Source organism: Stutzerimonas sp. 21-1 (assembly GCF_056336065.1).
This window is the reverse complement of the sequence record NZ_CM150500.1, coordinates 2,464,365-2,478,981: the sequence shown is the minus strand read 5'-3', so window position 1 is coordinate 2,478,981 and position 14,617 is coordinate 2,464,365. Positions and strand designations below refer to the sequence as shown.

The window sequence follows — 14,617 nt, the reverse complement described above, 5'->3', positions numbered from 1 at the left end:
TCGCTATCTCTGGGCGCCAGCGCAGAGCAACGGGAGACTGCGTGATGTTCGAAGCCGATACCAATCTGCATGAGTTCGACCGGCGAATGGTCTGGACCGGTTTCCGCCAGCTCGTGCCGCTGGCGTTATTCGTCACCTTGTTCGGGGCCGCCTTCGGGCTCGCTGCGGTGCAGGCGGGGCTGGCGGATTCGATCATCATCGCCATGAGCACGCTGGTGTTCGCTGGTGCTTCGCAGTTCGCCACGCTGGAACTGTGGGGCCCGCAGGTGCCGCTGTTCACGCTGGTGATCACGGTGTTCGCGATCAATGCCCGCCACCTACTGATGGGGGCGACGCTTTATCCGTGGCTGCGCCAGCTGCCACCGGGCAAGCGCTACGCGGTGATGCTGGTGGCGTCCGATGCCAACTGGGCGATGTCGCTGCAGGCATTCAACCGGGGCAAGCCCGGTATCGGCCTGCTGCTGGGTGGCGGCATCGCGTTGTGGTCATTTTGGGTGGTGGGTACCTGGTTGGGCGTGCAGTTCGGTGGCGCCATCCAGGAGCCCAGACAGCTGGGGCTGGACATGGTGATGGGCTGCTTCCTGCTGGCGATGGTGGTGGGTGGCGAGAAGAACCTGCGCACCCTGGCGATCTGGAGCGTCGCCGCGTGCGCATCGTTGCTGGCCTATCGGTACCTGCCGGAGAACACGCATGTCGTCGTGGGGGCGCTGGCGGGCGGCGGTGCCGGGCTGTTGTGGGCGGAGAAAACCAATGAGCGTTGAAACCACCGGGCTTGGCGCGCTGATTCTGGTGCTGGTCATGGCCGGCGTAACCCTGGCGACCCGCTGGGGCGGCGTGTACGTGATGTCGTTCGTGCCGTTGGGTGCGCGGGTTCGGCGCTTCATCAGTGCCATGTCCGGCTCGGTGCTGGTGGCGCTGCTGGCACCGCTGGCGCTGGAAGGTGATCTCGGCGCACGGCTGGCCTTGCTCGCGACCGCGGCAGTCATGCTGGTGGTGAAGAAACCGCTGCCGGCGATCGCCGTCGGCATTCTGGTCGCGGCGCTGGTCCGACAGTTCGGAAATGGCGCGATTTAGCGCCGGTAGCGGAGGGTAAAAAGCAAAAAGCCCCGAAAAATATTATTTTTCAGGGCTTTAGCTTTATGGTCTGGCGGTGAGGGAGGGATTCGAACCCTCGATACGATTTCTCGTATACACACTTTCCAGGCGTGCTCCTTCAACCGCTCGGACACCTCACCGGATCTCGACGAGCATGCTGTCCGTCGAGGCGCGCTAATTTAGCCGAACAGTATTCAGATGGCAAAAACTTTTTTCAGTTTTTTCATGTGTTTAAGCAGCAACTTCGGTGTCGGGAAAGTTGCCATGGAGCGGTGCCGGCCGTCTGGTTTACTGTCGCCCTCGCTGCGTTTCAGCTATGTCAGGGGTGGGATGCGGGGGAGCCAGGAGTGGTCAGGTGAAGTTTTTCGAGAACAAGCGCAGGCATCGCGATGCCGTCCATGTGCCCACCCGGCGGCAGCTGCCGGTCGGCCAGCTGGAGTTGGGCATGTATGTCTGCGAGCTTGATCGCCCGTGGCGCGAGACGGATTTCCTGTTCCAGGGCTTTGCCCTGCGTGACGTCGAACAGCTTCGCCTGTTGCGTGAGCGCTGCGAGCACGTCTATGTCGACGATACCCGCTACGTGCCGCTGGATGACGGTGGCCGGGGCGGGCTATCCGCTGCGCCTGGGCGAGTGCAGCGCAGCGCAGCGAGCACACCGCTTTCGCAGGAGGTCGAGCGCGCCCACGAGGCCTTCCATGCCGGTGCGCAACTGATCGATCAGGTACTGGCCAGCGTGCAGCTGGGGCGCCCGATCGACACCAAGGCCTGTCATGCGGTGGTCCGGCGCAACCTGGAAAGCATGCTGCGCAACGAGAGTGCGATGCTCTGGCTGACGCGCTTGAAGACGCAGGATTTGTACACCAGTCTGCATTGCCTGTCGGTGTCCATTCTGGCGATGGGATTCGGCAAGCACCTCGGGCTGCCGGATGCCAAGATCGAGCTGCTCGGCATGGCCGGGCTGCTGCACGATGTCGGCAAGATGAAGATCGATCCGCAGGTGCTGAACAAGCCGGGGAAGCTCACGGCCGAGGAGTTCGAGCACATCAAGCAGCACCCGTCGTTCGGCTATCAGGCACTGTGCGCCCAATCGGACATTCCGGGGGCGGCCTTGCAGGCGGCCCACGGTCACCACGAGCGGCTGGATGGCGGCGGCTACCCCCAGGGGCTCGATCGCAGCCAGATTCCCTTCATCACTCGCGTGGTGACCATCGTCGACACCTTCGATGCGATCACCAGCCACCGGGTTTATGACCACGCCCGGCCGATCCAGGCCGCCTACGATGTGCTGCGCGGCGGCAGCGACCGGCATTTCGATGACCGTCTGGTGGATGAATTCATTCGCTGGCTGGGGGTTTTCCCGGTCGGCTCGCTGGTGGAGCTGCACACCGGCGAGGTCGCGCTGGTGCTGGAGCGGCACGTGCAACTGCAGCTGCGGCCGAAGATCGTAGTGCTGCGTGATGCGCAGAAGAATCCCTGCGCGCCGCGCTACCTGGACCTGGCGCGCATCACCGTGGATGCCGAGGGCACGCCTTACCGGATCGGCAATGGCCTGGCCGACGGCGCGTACGGTGTGTTCATCGCCGATGCACAGGTGCAAGCCATCTTGCATCCCGAATCGCTAGCCGAACTTGAGGTCGGATAGCAGCAGATTGGTGACCGTTCGGTCAGTCTTGGCGCTTTACCGGGGCGGTGGCGGTGGGTAACGTCTGCGCACTTCAAGAACAAGGAATTCGCCATGAGTGAGCTGATTTCGTACCAGATCGAAGACGGCATCGCGACGCTGACCCTCGCCAACGGCAAGGTTAACGCGCTGTCTCCCGCCATGTTCGATGAGCTGAATGCTGCACTGGACCGCGCCGAGCAGGATCGCGCCGTGGTGATTCTGACCGGGCAGCCGGGCATCCTTTCCGGCGGCTACGACCTCAAGGTGATGACTTCCGGGCCGCAGAACGCGATGGCGCTGGTCGCCACCGGATCGCGCTTCACCCGCCGGATGCTGGCTCACCCGTTCCCAATCATCGTCGCCTGTCCGGGGCATGCCATCGCCAAGGGGGCGTTTCTGCTGCTGGCGGCCGATTATCGTATCGGCGCCGAGGGGGCCTTCAATATCGGGCTCAACGAGGTGCAGATCGGCATGACCATGCACCATGCCGGTATCGAGCTGGCGCGCGACCGGCTGGACAAGGCGGCATTCCAGCGTTCAGTGGTCAACGGTGAGCTGTTCGACCCACAGGGCGCCGTGCAGGCTGGCTTCCTCGACCGTGTGGTGCCGGTGGGCGAAGTCATGGCGGTGGCCAAGGCGGCTGCGCTGCAACTGAAGAAGATCAACATGGTTGCGCACCGCAATACCAAGCTGAAGGTCCGCCAGGCGCTACTCGAAGCGCTCGATCAGGCAATCGAGCTGGACCAGCAGCATTTCGCCTTGTAAGCGGCTGCGTTGCGGCGCGAGAAATTTTCTCGCGACCGCGCAATCACGGTGATCCTGCGTTTACACTGCGCCGGTAACGCCCCGCCGCTGGCGGGGCGTTTTCATTTCCTATCCGTGTCGCCTCGCAGGAGAGCCCCGATGTCCGCCCCGCATACCCCGGTAGAACGCGCCGATTTCGACCAGGTCATTGTTCCCACCTTCGCCCCCGCGGCCTTCGTGCCGGTCCGCGGTCTGGGTTCGCGAGTGTGGGATCAGAACGGTCGAGAACTGGTGGACTTCGCCGGTGGCATCGCGGTCAACGCGCTGGGCCATGCGCATCCGGCCCTGGTGGCGGCGCTGACCGAGCAAGCCGGCAAGCTCTGGCATGTCTCCAACATCTATACCAACGAACCGGCGCTGCGCCTGGCCAAGAAGCTGGTTGCCGCGACCTTCGCCGACCGCGCATTCTTCTGCAATTCCGGCGCCGAGGCCAACGAGGCCGCGTTCAAGCTGGCGCGCCGCTACGCTCATGATGTTTACGGTCCGCAGAAGTTCGAGATCATCTCGGCGGTCAACAGTTTCCACGGGCGTACGCTGTTCACCGTCACCGTGGGCGGCCAGGCGAAATATTCCGATGGCTTCGGACCGAAGATCGAGGGCATCACCCATGTGCCCTACAACGACCTCGCCGCGCTGAAGGCAGCGATCTCCGACAAGACCTGCGCCGTGGTACTGGAGCCGATTCAGGGCGAGAGCGGCATTCTGCCGGCCGAGCAGGCCTATCTGGAAGGCGCGCGCCAGCTGTGCGACGAGCACAACGCGCTGCTGATCTTCGACGAAGTGCAGACCGGCATGGGCCGCACCGGCAAACTGTTCGACTACATGCACTACGGCGTCACGCCGGATGTGCTGACCAATGCCAAGAGCCTGGGCGGCGGCTTCCCGATCGGCGTCATGCTGACCACCAACGAGGCGGCGGCGCACCTGAGCGTCGGCACCCACGGCACCACCTACGGCGGCAACCCGCTGGCCTGCGCCGTGGCGGAAACGGTGGTGGACATCGTCAACACGCCAGAAGTGCTCGGCGGGGTCAAAGCGCGGCACGAGCGCTTCAAGGCCCGGCTGCTGCAGCTCGGCGAGCGCTACGGTGTGTTCAGCCAGGTGCGTGGCCGCGGTCTGCTGATCGGCTGTGTATTGAGCGAGGCGTGGAAGGGCAAGGCGGGAGCCTTCTGCGCGGCGGCGGAAAAGCAGGCCCTGATGGTGCTGCAGGCCGGCCCGGACGTGGTACGCCTGGCGCCGAGCCTGGTGATCGAGGATGCCGATATCGACGAAGGGCTGGAGCGGTTCGAGCGCGCGATCGCCGCGCTGGTCCAGGCCTGAGCGATTTCTGGATGCAGGCAGCGTGAAAGGTGCCTGGCGCTTTTCACTGCCGGTCCGCTGGATCGGGGCCTGCCGTCATCAGCTGAACGCCGGCAGCGATGCCGGCGATTTTTTTCAACGAACGAGAGTATTTGCAAATGAGCGATAGCCTGCGACTGGTTCTGGAAGATGTCGACGGAACCCAGCTGGAAACATCCTGCACCCGCTTTGCGGTGATCTGGCAAGGCCGTGAGGTGTGGATTCAACAGGTCGGCAACAACCAGCTAATGATCGGGGTGGACGTGGAGGAGGGCGATACCGAGTACGCCAATCTGCTGCTGCGTCCGCTGGCGACCAATCTGGTCAGCCTGGAGCTGGAGATGGAGCCGATCGAGGAAGGTGACGAAGGGCACGTCCACGGTCCTGACTGCAATCACTGAGCCGCATGCCTGCGTGCGCCGCGTAAGTAACTACAGCCACTTCGCAAGGAAGTGGCTGACGCGGCAGCAGGCCCGGCGTGTCGACAGCGCCGGGCGGTATGCATGCGTGGTCTCGCGATCTAGCCGAGGCCGGTTGAACCGCCTGCCGGCGTTTCCAGCCCCGTATTGCCGGTTACCGTCGCGGTCGCCGTGGCCGCCCGGGCATTGCTGCGCAGGCGCTGGCGATCGGATTCGCTCGGCTCCAGCGGCAGGTGGCGGGATGTTCCTTCGGCCATACCGGCCTGTTCATCGATCTCGTTGAAGATGCGCTTGGCTTCGCAGTGCCCGGTTATGCCGCGTGTCAGCGCCATGCCGCCCATGGCCAGCTGCAACAGGCCACCCAGTCCGCCGCGGCGCAGGCCCTTGCCGAGCAGGTAAAGGCCGCCGGCAAGCGAGGCGGCGCGCTCCCAGCCGTGCACGTTTTGGCTGGATCGGTTCGAGGAGGTTGAGTTCATGGTGAAAGCTCCGAGGACGTTCTCAATGACTGACTCGAACCGATGCGCGCCGTTCGCGGTACTGGACCGACGGACTCACAAATGACGTTCGCCTAGAGCAACTGGCTGACCAGGCGGGTGCCATGCGCCAGGTTGTCGGCCACCGGGCAGCGCCGTTCGATCAGCTCGAGCAGAGCCTGCTTTTCTGCCCGGCTCAGGTCGGCGTCGATGTCGACCTTCACGCGTAGCTCCTGGAAGCCCGGACGTACATCGGGATCGCGGCCGAGCAGTCCGGCCGGATCGTAGTCGGCCTCGAGTTCGAAACGCATGCCGCGCAGTTCGATCTTCTGCTGATGGGCGACGAAGCGGCCAATGGTGCCGAAGCAACCGGCAACCGCAGCGAGGATGGCTTCCAGTGGCGTCGGCCCGAGGTCCTGTCCGGCGGCATGCTTGGGCTGGTCCATCACCAGACGATGATGTCCGCATTCCACAGCGATGCTCATGCCAGCCTGCATCTGTCCGCGTGCACTGATGGTTTTCATGGCCATGCTTGGATTCCTTCGGAGCGAGGTTGCGAATGCTGGCGACACCCTTGCCGCGCAGCGATTCGCTGATCCTAGCGAGGGCGAACGCTGGTGCGTTTGATATCGGTCAAATACTGGTGGGGGTATTTGGTGCGGCTGTATTCTCGTTTGTGGTCGCCTTGCGGGGCCCGGTGAAGCCACTCGTCAAGCCGAACGGTCAGCAGGCGTCATGGTCTACCAGGCTGGTTGCCTGGAGGACCTGAGTTGTCGATCGTACGTTTCTGCTTCATCACCTGCTGCCTATTCGGCCTGGCCTGCACCGCGCAGGCGCGTGACTATCGCTACAGCGATGCCCATCTGCACTACGTCGACTTCTTCCAGGAGAGCGATGGCATGCCCAAACTGCTCGCGGCGATGGACGCGGGGGGCATCGATCACGTGATGATCAGCGGCATCCCGGTGGCGAAGAAGTGGCACGAGAACGAACCGAAGCGCCCGCGCTATTACGCCGGTGACGACGCGCCAGTGTACTGGTACAGCGCCACCGACGTGCTGGTCGCCGCGGCGCTGGAGGAGCTGGATCCCGCGCAGCGCAAGCGTTTTCATCCATTCCTTTCGGGGTTCAACCCCAACGACAAGAATGCCGATGCGCACATCCGCCGCATGCTCGAGCTGCATCCGGGCATCTGGCAGGGCATCGGCGAAATATTCACCCGTCATGATGACGTCACCGCGCTGACCGAGGGCGACACGCCGCGCGCCAACAACGAGGCGCTGGCGCGGGTCTATCACCTGGCGGCCGAGTTCGATCTGCCGGTGCTGCTGCATTCCAACATCACCTCCAAGCGCGAGCGCAATCCGCTCTACCTGCAGGAGCTGGAAGAGCCGTTGCGCAACCATCCGCATACGCGCTTCATCTGGGCGCATGCCGGCACCAGCATGGAGCTGCATCGGCATCAGGAGAAACTGGAGTTTCTCTTGCCGACGGTGAAGCGGCTACTCGACGACTATCCCAATCTCTACATCGATCTGTCCTGGACGATGCTCGAACCCTATCTGCTCGATGGCGACGGCAAGCCTGACGCGCAATGGGTGGCGCTGGTCGAACGGCACCCGACGCGCTTCGTGCTGGGCTCGGATGTGGTCGGGCACTTCGACAACCTGGGCACAGGGATGGCGGCGTTTGCGCCGTTTCTCGATGCGTTGAAGGAGAAGACCGCGCGCCGGGTGGCGCGGGACAATTTCCTCGCGCTGCTGCCTCCCGCCGGCGCGGGCGACGAGGGCGTGTCACGTCGCTGAAATGATCGCGTCATATTCTCCAGCCTCTCCATACGAATCAGAGGCTGGATATGCGACTGAAATCTGTGATCTGCCTGAGTGCCGCTTTGCTGTTTGGCGGTAGTGCCGTGGCTGAGGTGCGCCTGAACGGCGATGTCGAATACGGTGTATTCGAAAGTCCGCAGAGCGAACTGGAGGCAGGGCAGCGCATCCTGCGCACCGGCAAGCAGCCGATCGAGCGCACCACCGTTGTGCCGGCAAAGCTGGGCACCAAGTTCGGCTTGCGCTACAGCCTGGCCGGCAAACGCGAAGGCGATACGCCGCTGACGCTGCTCTATTTCACGCCGGGCCTGGTTACCCCGGACGGCGAACGCCACGACAAGCTGGAAGTAGTGCAGGCGCTGGTTCCGGGTGCGGCAGATGACGTGATGGCGTTCGAATTCACCGAACACCACGAGCTGGTGCGCGGCGAATGGCATTTCATGGTGTTCCAAGGTGATCGCAAGCTCGTGGAGCAGCGTTTCGACGTGCGTTGACCACTCGACCTTTGGTCGCAAAATGTTGGTTTCTTGACGTCAATTATTCAAGGTTCGTAACAGTCGCTCCGATAATGTGACCGAGTTGGCAGTCTGCCTGCCAGAAACATTCGTCATGGAGCGAGGACGTCCCATGTTTATCCGCAATATGAATATCTCCAGGCGCTCGGCCCTGGGGTTCGGCCTGATCGGGCTTATCGTGCTGCTGCTGGGCGTCTTCGCCCTGCGGCAGATGACCATGATTCGCGATGAGGCGGCGAAGGTCAGCAATCAGTGGCTGCCGAGCATCACCGCACTGGGTGAGCTCAATCAACATACGCTGCGCATCCGCATCCACACGCTGCGTCTGTTGATCGACCGCTCGCGCCTCGAGGCCAACCGGGCGGCCGTCAGCAAATTCCGCAGCGAGCTGAAGCCGCTGGAAGATGCCTATGCGAAAACCATTTTCATGTCTGAGGAAAAGGCGCTCTTCGACGGCTACGTGAACGCGCGCCAGCGTTTCGATGGCGTACTCGATGAGGTGCAGCGGCTGGAGAGCAGCGGGCAGCTGGAAGCTGCGGTAGAGGTGGTCGGCTCCCAGCTCAACGAGACGGCTTCGGCGATGAGCGAGGCGGTGCGCGAGTTGGTGAGGTTCAACGACACCCAGGCTCAGCTTTCTGCCAGAAGTGCGCAAGACTATTTCACCCAGGCGCGCGCCTGGATGATCACAATGCTGGTGGTTGCCGGGCTGCTGACCTGGCTGCTGGCCTGGCTCTTTACCCGCAGCATCGTGCAGCCGCTTGGACAGGCGGTGAAGGTTGCTGAGGTCGTTGCCGGGGGCGATCTGTCCCAGTCGATCGAGATTGCCGGCAGCGATGAGCCGGCGCGGCTGCTGATGTCGCTGAAGGCGATGCAGGGCAGCCTGCGCGAGACGATCCAGCGGATTTCCGATTCGTCGAATCAGCTCGCCTCGGCGGCCGAGGAACTGAATGTGGTGACCGAGGATTCCACCCGCGGCCTGCACCAGCAGAACACCGAGATCGAGCAGGCTGCCACCGCTGTCAACGAGATGACCACGGCGGTTGACGAGGTGGCGCGCAATGCCGTGGCTACTTCCGAAGCTTCGCGCGAATCCGACGAGACGGCGCAGCAGGGGCGCCAGCAGGTGATTCGAACCGTCGATTCCATCGGCCTGCTGGCGAACGACGTCACTCACACCGCCACGGTGGTCGAGCAGCTGGCCGGGCGTGTGCGTGAGATCAGCAAGGTACTGGATGTGATCCGTGCGATCGCTGAGCAGACCAATCTGCTGGCGCTCAACGCAGCCATCGAGGCGGCGCGGGCGGGGGATGCAGGGCGCGGGTTCGCCGTGGTCGCCGACGAGGTACGCGCGCTGGCGCACCGCACGCAGCAGTCGACCCAGGAAATCGAGCAGATGATCGGCGATGTTTCCCAGGGTACCGACCAGGCCGTACAGGCGATGCAGGCGAGCAACCAGCGCGCCCGCACCACGCTGGAAGTGGCGCAGGCCGCCGGCGCCGCGCTGGACGCCATCGCTCTGGCGATCGGTCAGATCAGCGAGCGCAACCTGGTGATCGCCAGCGCCTCGGAAGAGCAGGCGCAGGTTGCGCGCGAGGTGGATCGCAATCTGGTCAATATTCGAGACCTGTCGCTGCAGACGTCCGCGGGCGCCAATCAGACCAGTGCCGCCAGTCAGGAACTGGCACGCCTGGCGGTCGATCTGAATGGGCTGGTGACGCGCTTTCGGGTCTGAAAATCCGGTTTTGTGAGCGGTGCTTATGCTGTGCCGGTCAGGTGTTCCCACGAATATCCGGCCGGCGACTGCTACGCTTCAGCGGGGCGGTGCGCAATGGCAAGGCTGGGCTTGCACGCGCGAGCGGCGTAGTATCCGGCGCTTTCCGGGCGGCAAACGGCTCTCGGCCTGCAGGTCGCAGCGATCGGCGTGGGCCGGTGCAAGCTGTCCGGCCCCGTCAATTTCGAGAGCAGTATCATGTCTGACCTGCCAAACCGTTTCTTCCGATTCATCAACCGTACCAGTCTGGTCGCTCAGATTGTCGTCGGGCTCGTGCTGGGCTGCCTGCTGGCCTTACTGTGGCCGTCGGCGGCACAGTCGGTGGGGCTGCTGGGCGACCTGTTCGTGGCTGCGCTGAAGGCGGTCGCGCCGGTGCTGGTGTTCGTCCTGGTCACCGCTTCGCTCGCGAGCCACCAGCACGGCCAGCCGACGCATATTCGTCCGATCATCATGCTTTACGCGATCGGTACGCTGGCCGCGGCGTTGGTCGGAGTGACCGCGAGCTTCCTGTTTCCCACCGAACTGGTGCTGGTGCGCCAGGCTGCCGACGTGGTGCCGCCAGCCGGTGTGAGCGCCGTGCTGCGCACGCTGCTGTTCAATGTGGTGGACAATCCGGTAAATGCGCTGATCGAAGGCAACTACATCGGCATCCTGGCCTGGGCCATTGGTCTGGGCTTCGCGTTTCGCCATGCCGGTGAGAGTACTCGCCAACTGGTCAGCGATCTGTCGAGCGCGGTCTCACTGATCGTCAAGGTGGTAATCCGGACGGCTCCGCTGGGGGTGTTCGGGCTGGTCGCCAATACGCTGGCTGCTTCCGGTTTCGAGACGCTGCTGAGCTATATGCAGCTGTTGCTGGTGCTGGTTGGCAGCATGCTGTTCACCGCGCTGGTGGTCAATCCGCTGATCGTGTTCTGGCAGATTCGCCGCAACCCGTATCCGCTGGTGCTTACCTGCCTGCGCGAGAGCGGCATCACGGCCTTCTTCACGCGCAGCTCGGCGGCGAACATCCCGGTCAACCTGCAGCTCTGCCAGCGTCTGGGGCTGCACAAGGACACCTACTCGGTTTCGATTCCGCTGGGCGCCACCATCAACATGGGCGGCGCGGCAATCACCATCAGCGTGCTGACGCTGGCTGCGGTGCATACGCTGGGTATCCCGGTCGATCTGCCAACGGCGGTGCTGCTGAGCTTGCTGGCGTCGGTCTGTGCCTGCGGTGCGTCGGGGGTGGCCGGAGGCTCGCTGCTGCTGATTCCGCTGGCGTGCGGTCTGTTCGGCATCTCCAGCGACCTGGCGATGCAGGTGGTTGCGGTTGGATTCATCATCGGCGTGGTGCAGGATTCCGCCGAGACTGCGCTGAATTCTTCCACTGACGTGCTGTTCACCGCGGCATCCTGCATTGCCCACGACGACAGCATCGAAGTGGACGACCAGCCGCTGAGCTGATCGGCCATTGCAGCGTCGGCGGAGCGCTCCGTCGACGCGAGGTGATATAGCCGTACAAACGAAAACGCCCCGAAGATCGGGGCGTTTTTATGTGTTGCAGACGCTGGTCGAATCAGCCTTTCCAGCGCTTGAGCACCAGCGTGGCGTTGGTGCCGCCAAAGCCGAAGCTATTGCTCATCACGGTGTCGAGCTGCACGTTCTCGCGGGTTTCACGCAGGATCGGCATGTCGGCGACTTCCGGGTCCAGCTCGTCGATGTTGGCCGAGCCTGCAATGAAGTTGCCTTCCATCATCAGCATCGAGTAGATCGCTTCGTGCACGCCTGCGGCGCCCAGCGAGTGGCCGGACAGGCTCTTGGTCGAGCTGATGGCTGGGATCTTGTCGCCGAACATGTTGCGCACGGCGCGGATTTCGGCTACATCGCCCACCGGAGTGGAGGTGCCGTGGGTGTTGAGGTAGTCGATCGGGCCGTCGACAGTGGACATTGCCTGCTGCATGCAGCGCAGTGCGCCTTCGCCGCTCGGTGCGACCATGTCGTAGCCGTCGGAGGTCGCGCCGTAGCCGACGATCTCGGCATAGATGCGCGCGCCGCGCTTGAGCGCGTGCTCCAGTTCCTCGACCACCACCATGCCGCCACCGCCGGCGATGACGAAGCCGTCACGCTTGGCGTCGTAGGCGCGGGAGGCCTTTTCCGGGGTCTCGTTGTACTGGCTGGACAGCGCACCCATGGCGTCGAACAGGCAGCTCTGGCTCCAATGCTCTTCTTCACCGCCGCCGGCGAAGACCACGTCCTGCTTGCCCATCTGGATCTGCTCCATCGCGTGGCCGATGCAGTGCGCGCTGGTGGCGCAGGCCGAGGCGATGGAGTAGTTGATGCCCTTGATGCGGAACGGTGTGGCCAGGCAGGCCGACACGGTGCTGCTCATGGTGCGCGGCACGCGGTATGGGCCGATGCGCTTGACGCCCTTGTCGCGCAGGATATCGATGGCTTCCATCTGGTTGATGGTCGACGCACCACCCGAACCGGCCACCAGGCCGATGCGCGGGTTGGAAATGTCATCGAGGCTGAAGCCGGCGTCCTTCACTGCCTGCTCCATGGCCAGGTAGGCGTAGGCGGCAGCGTCGCCCATGAAGCGCAGGACCTTACGGTCGATCAGCTCTTCGAGGTTCAGATTGACGGAGCCGGAAACCTGGCTGCGCAGACCCATGTCTGCATAGGACTGATTGAAGCGGATGCCGGGGCGACCGGCGCGCAGGTTGCCGGAGACGGTCTCTTTGTCATTGCCCAGGCAGGAAACGATACCCAGGCCAGTGATCACGACGCGACGCATGCGGATGTCCTTCAGAAGCTGTCTGTAGAAGTGAACAGGCCGACGCGCAAACCTTCGGCACTGTAGATCTCGCGGCCATCGACGCTGACAGTACCGTCGGCGATGCCGAGGATCAGCGAGCGGTTGATGGTGCGCTTGATATGGATGTTATAGGTGACCTTCTTGGCGGTCGGCAGGACCTGGCCGAAGAATTTCACTTCGCCCGAGCCGAGAGCGCGGCCGCGGCCGGGGTTACCCTGCCAGCCGAGGTAGAAGCCAACCAGCTGCCACATGGCGTCCAGGCCCAGGCAACCGGGCATGACCGGATCGCCTTCGAAGTGGCAGGCAAAGAACCAGAGATCAGGGTTGATATCCAGTTCGGCGACCAGCTCGCCCTTGCCATACTTGCCGCCGACTTCGCTGATGTGAACGATACGGTCGACCATCAGCATGTTCGGTGCGGGCAGTTGCGCATTACCGGGACCGAAGAGCTCGCCGCGGCTGCAACGAAGCAGGTCTTCCCGAGTAAAGGCGTGTTGTTTGGTCATGCGTATTCCTCAATGGGCCCTTCTATGCAGGGCTTTTCGCTGCTCACTGACCGGCGCCGGCAAGCGGAGCCTGGTTATAAAGACTAGTCATAGACTGTCGCGTTGTGGCTAAAGTCACAGCGTGGACAGTCGGTCATCGCTTCTCCAGCCCGCCGCTGCAGCAAAAGTGAGGACGGAGATGGCGGGCTACTTTAACACTCCTTGCCACATCACGAGGATTTTGCAGCGGCTTCGTGTCATAGACCAATGTTCAACGCAGGAATGCGGTGACCTCGCCAATGCGCCGCGAAGTGCCGCTGCCTGGCCCGGTTGGGCGGTGGCTGCGTGCGATGTGCAACGTATAATGTCCAGCTATTGCCATCGCGAATGGCTCATTACGGTAACCACATGACAGCTAAGCAACCCATCGCCGTGCTCGGCGGCGGCAGTTTCGGTACTGCGATCGCCAATCTGCTGGCGGAGAACGGGCACGATGTCCGGCTCTGGATGCGCGACCCCGAGCAGGCTGAGAGCATTCGCAGTCAGCGGCAGAACCCGCGCTATCTCAAGGGTGTGACCATCCTGCCGCAGGTGCAGCCGACCACCGATCTGGCGCAGACCCTGGATGCGTGCGAACTGATCTTCGTCGCACTGCCGTCCAGCGCGTTGCGCCAGGCGCTGCAGCCGTTTTCCGCACAGTTGGCGGGCAAGCAGCTAGTCAGCACGACCAAAGGTATCGAGGCACACGGCTTCAAGCTGATGAGCCAGATCCTCGAAGAAATCGCACCCCAGGCACGCATCGGTGTGCTGTCCGGGCCGAATCTGGCGCGCGAAGTTGCCGAGCATGCGCTCACCGCCACCGTGGTGGCCAGCGCCGATGAGGCACTATGTCGCAACGTGCAGGCAGTCCTGCATGGGCGCACGTTTCGCGTCTACGCCAGCGCCGACCGCTTCGGCGTCGAGCTGGGGGGGGCGCTGAAGAACGTCTACGCGATCATGGCGGGGATGGCGGCGGCGCTGGGCATGGGCGAGAACACCCGCAGCATGCTGATCACCCGCGCACTCGCCGAGATGACGCGCTTCGCGGTCAAGCTCGGCGCCAATCCGATGACTTTTCTCGGTCTGGCCGGGGTCGGCGACCTGATCGTCACCTGCACCTCGCCCAAGAGTCGCAACTTCCAGGTCGGCCATGCACTGGGAGAGGGGCTGAGTCTCGAGGAAGCGGTGTCGCGCCTGGGCGAAGTCGCCGAGGGCGTCAACACCATCAAGGTGCTCAAGACCAAGGCCGAGGAGATGCAGGTCTATATGCCGCTGGTCGCGGGGCTGCATGCGGTGCTTTTCGAGGGGCGTACGCTCGATCAGGTGATCGGCGCGCTGATGCGTGGCGAACCGAAGACCGATATCGACTTCATTTCCACCGACGGCTTTTGAACA

Annotated in this window: 15 protein-coding genes and 1 tRNA gene; 11 read left to right on the top strand and 5 right to left on the bottom strand. The window is 63.4% G+C overall.

Going from position 1 to position 14,617, the window contains the following annotated elements:
• Positions 1 to 44 precede the first annotated feature (44 nt).
• Together AC0ZJQ_RS11975 and AC0ZJQ_RS11970 are read left to right on the top strand one after the other, a co-directional pair.
• The gene (locus tag AC0ZJQ_RS11975; RefSeq protein WP_102829317.1) at positions 45 to 761 is read left to right on the top strand and encodes an AzlC family ABC transporter permease; all 717 of its coding nucleotides are present in this window, start codon (positions 45 to 47) and stop codon (positions 759 to 761) included.
• Positions 751 to 1,074, top strand: a complete 324-nt coding sequence (locus AC0ZJQ_RS11970) for an AzlD family protein (protein ID WP_008570255.1) — start codon at positions 751 to 753, stop codon at positions 1,072 to 1,074. Before AC0ZJQ_RS11975 ends, AC0ZJQ_RS11970 begins: the two co-directional genes overlap by 11 nt.
• Before the next feature lie 71 nt (positions 1,075 to 1,145).
• Here AC0ZJQ_RS11970 and AC0ZJQ_RS11965 read toward each other — a convergent pair.
• Positions 1,146 to 1,235 (bottom strand) — tRNA-Ser (locus tag AC0ZJQ_RS11965).
• A gap of 215 nt (positions 1,236 to 1,450) precedes the next feature.
• Between AC0ZJQ_RS11965 and AC0ZJQ_RS11960 the strand changes: the two genes are divergently transcribed.
• The 4 genes from AC0ZJQ_RS11960 (at position 1,451) to AC0ZJQ_RS11945 (ending at position 5,301) form a co-directional block, all read left to right on the top strand.
• Complete coding sequence (locus tag AC0ZJQ_RS11960; RefSeq protein ID WP_008570254.1) at positions 1,451 to 2,737, top strand: HD-GYP domain-containing protein; 1,287 nt, start codon at positions 1,451 to 1,453, stop codon at positions 2,735 to 2,737.
• A gap of 93 nt (positions 2,738 to 2,830) precedes the next feature.
• A complete protein-coding gene (locus AC0ZJQ_RS11955) occupies positions 2,831 to 3,523 on the top strand; it encodes a crotonase/enoyl-CoA hydratase family protein (protein WP_008570253.1) in 693 nt (230 codons plus the stop codon).
• 138 nt (positions 3,524 to 3,661) lie between these two features.
• Positions 3,662 to 4,882 (top strand): aspartate aminotransferase family protein, encoded by a 1,221-nt coding sequence (locus tag AC0ZJQ_RS11950; protein ID WP_008570252.1) that lies wholly within the window; start codon positions 3,662 to 3,664, stop codon positions 4,880 to 4,882.
• Positions 4,883 to 5,019: 137 nt separating this feature from the next.
• A complete protein-coding gene (locus AC0ZJQ_RS11945) occupies positions 5,020 to 5,301 on the top strand; it encodes a hypothetical protein (RefSeq protein ID WP_043297142.1) in 282 nt (93 codons plus the stop codon).
• 119 nt (positions 5,302 to 5,420) lie between these two features.
• On the opposite strand, the gene AC0ZJQ_RS11940 is transcribed toward AC0ZJQ_RS11945, so the two are convergent.
• Both AC0ZJQ_RS11940 and AC0ZJQ_RS11935 read right to left on the bottom strand, forming a co-directional pair.
• On the bottom strand, positions 5,421 to 5,795 hold the full coding sequence (locus tag AC0ZJQ_RS11940; RefSeq protein WP_476476712.1) for a YgaP-like transmembrane domain: 375 nt from the start codon (positions 5,793 to 5,795) through the stop codon (positions 5,421 to 5,423).
• Positions 5,796 to 5,887: 92 nt separating this feature from the next.
• Positions 5,888 to 6,322: an OsmC family protein gene (locus tag AC0ZJQ_RS11935; protein WP_476476711.1), complete on the bottom strand. Its 435-nt coding sequence runs from the start codon at positions 6,320 to 6,322 to the stop codon at positions 5,888 to 5,890.
• Positions 6,323 to 6,568: 246 nt separating this feature from the next.
• Here AC0ZJQ_RS11935 and AC0ZJQ_RS11930 point away from each other — a divergent pair, with 246 nt between their 5' ends.
• From AC0ZJQ_RS11930 to sstT, 4 genes are all read left to right on the top strand, one after another.
• A complete protein-coding gene (locus AC0ZJQ_RS11930; RefSeq protein WP_476477774.1) occupies positions 6,569 to 7,597 on the top strand; it encodes an amidohydrolase family protein in 1,029 nt (342 codons plus the stop codon).
• A 50-nt stretch (positions 7,598 to 7,647) separates the two neighbouring features.
• Complete coding sequence (locus tag AC0ZJQ_RS11925) at positions 7,648 to 8,112, top strand: DUF3859 domain-containing protein (RefSeq protein WP_008570247.1); 465 nt, start codon at positions 7,648 to 7,650, stop codon at positions 8,110 to 8,112.
• Between the two features lie 133 nt (positions 8,113 to 8,245).
• Entirely contained in the window at positions 8,246 to 9,865 is a 1,620-nt protein-coding gene (locus AC0ZJQ_RS11920; protein ID WP_476476710.1) for a methyl-accepting chemotaxis protein, read from the top strand.
• A 237-nt stretch (positions 9,866 to 10,102) separates the two neighbouring features.
• Positions 10,103 to 11,347: a serine/threonine transporter SstT gene (sstT, locus tag AC0ZJQ_RS11915; RefSeq protein ID WP_155550466.1), complete on the top strand. Its 1,245-nt coding sequence runs from the start codon at positions 10,103 to 10,105 to the stop codon at positions 11,345 to 11,347.
• A 112-nt stretch (positions 11,348 to 11,459) separates the two neighbouring features.
• Here the strand turns inward: sstT and fabB are convergent, their stop codons facing one another.
• On the bottom strand, positions 11,460 to 12,677 hold the full coding sequence (gene fabB / locus AC0ZJQ_RS11910; protein ID WP_476476709.1) for a beta-ketoacyl-ACP synthase I: 1,218 nt from the start codon (positions 12,675 to 12,677) through the stop codon (positions 11,460 to 11,462).
• Positions 12,678 to 12,688: 11 nt separating this feature from the next.
• Positions 12,689 to 13,204 (bottom strand): 3-hydroxyacyl-[acyl-carrier-protein] dehydratase FabA, encoded by a 516-nt coding sequence (gene fabA, locus AC0ZJQ_RS11905; protein WP_003285418.1) that lies wholly within the window; start codon positions 13,202 to 13,204, stop codon positions 12,689 to 12,691.
• A gap of 387 nt (positions 13,205 to 13,591) precedes the next feature.
• Here fabA and AC0ZJQ_RS11900 point away from each other — a divergent pair, with 387 nt between their 5' ends.
• Complete coding sequence (locus AC0ZJQ_RS11900) at positions 13,592 to 14,614, top strand: NAD(P)H-dependent glycerol-3-phosphate dehydrogenase (protein ID WP_008570240.1); 1,023 nt, start codon at positions 13,592 to 13,594, stop codon at positions 14,612 to 14,614.
• Positions 14,615 to 14,617: the final 3 nt, after the last annotated feature.

What these genes read in the sequence shown, in the direction of transcription:
- AC0ZJQ_RS11955 (WP_008570253.1), top strand. Translation starts at nt 2,831, where the DNA reads ATGAGTGAGCTGATTTCGTACCAGATCGAAGACGGCATCGCGACGCTG.
- fabA (WP_003285418.1), bottom strand. Translation starts at nt 13,204, where the DNA reads ATGACCAAACAACACGCCTTTACTCGGGAAGACCTGCTTCGTTGCAGC.
- AC0ZJQ_RS11950 (WP_008570252.1), top strand. Translation starts at nt 3,662, where the DNA reads ATGTCCGCCCCGCATACCCCGGTAGAACGCGCCGATTTCGACCAGGTC.
- AC0ZJQ_RS11900 (WP_008570240.1), top strand. Translation starts at nt 13,592, where the DNA reads ATGACAGCTAAGCAACCCATCGCCGTGCTCGGCGGCGGCAGTTTCGGT.
- AC0ZJQ_RS11940 (WP_476476712.1), bottom strand. Translation starts at nt 5,795, where the DNA reads ATGAACTCAACCTCCTCGAACCGATCCAGCCAAAACGTGCACGGCTGG.
- AC0ZJQ_RS11925 (WP_008570247.1), top strand. Translation starts at nt 7,648, where the DNA reads ATGCGACTGAAATCTGTGATCTGCCTGAGTGCCGCTTTGCTGTTTGGC.
- AC0ZJQ_RS11970 (WP_008570255.1), top strand. Translation starts at nt 751, where the DNA reads ATGAGCGTTGAAACCACCGGGCTTGGCGCGCTGATTCTGGTGCTGGTC.
- AC0ZJQ_RS11945 (WP_043297142.1), top strand. Translation starts at nt 5,020, where the DNA reads ATGAGCGATAGCCTGCGACTGGTTCTGGAAGATGTCGACGGAACCCAG.
- fabB (WP_476476709.1), bottom strand. Translation starts at nt 12,677, where the DNA reads ATGCGTCGCGTCGTGATCACTGGCCTGGGTATCGTTTCCTGCCTGGGC.
- sstT (WP_155550466.1), top strand. Translation starts at nt 10,103, where the DNA reads ATGTCTGACCTGCCAAACCGTTTCTTCCGATTCATCAACCGTACCAGT.
- AC0ZJQ_RS11975 (WP_102829317.1), top strand. Translation starts at nt 45, where the DNA reads ATGTTCGAAGCCGATACCAATCTGCATGAGTTCGACCGGCGAATGGTC.
- AC0ZJQ_RS11920 (WP_476476710.1), top strand. Translation starts at nt 8,246, where the DNA reads ATGTTTATCCGCAATATGAATATCTCCAGGCGCTCGGCCCTGGGGTTC.
- AC0ZJQ_RS11935 (WP_476476711.1), bottom strand. Translation starts at nt 6,322, where the DNA reads ATGGCCATGAAAACCATCAGTGCACGCGGACAGATGCAGGCTGGCATG.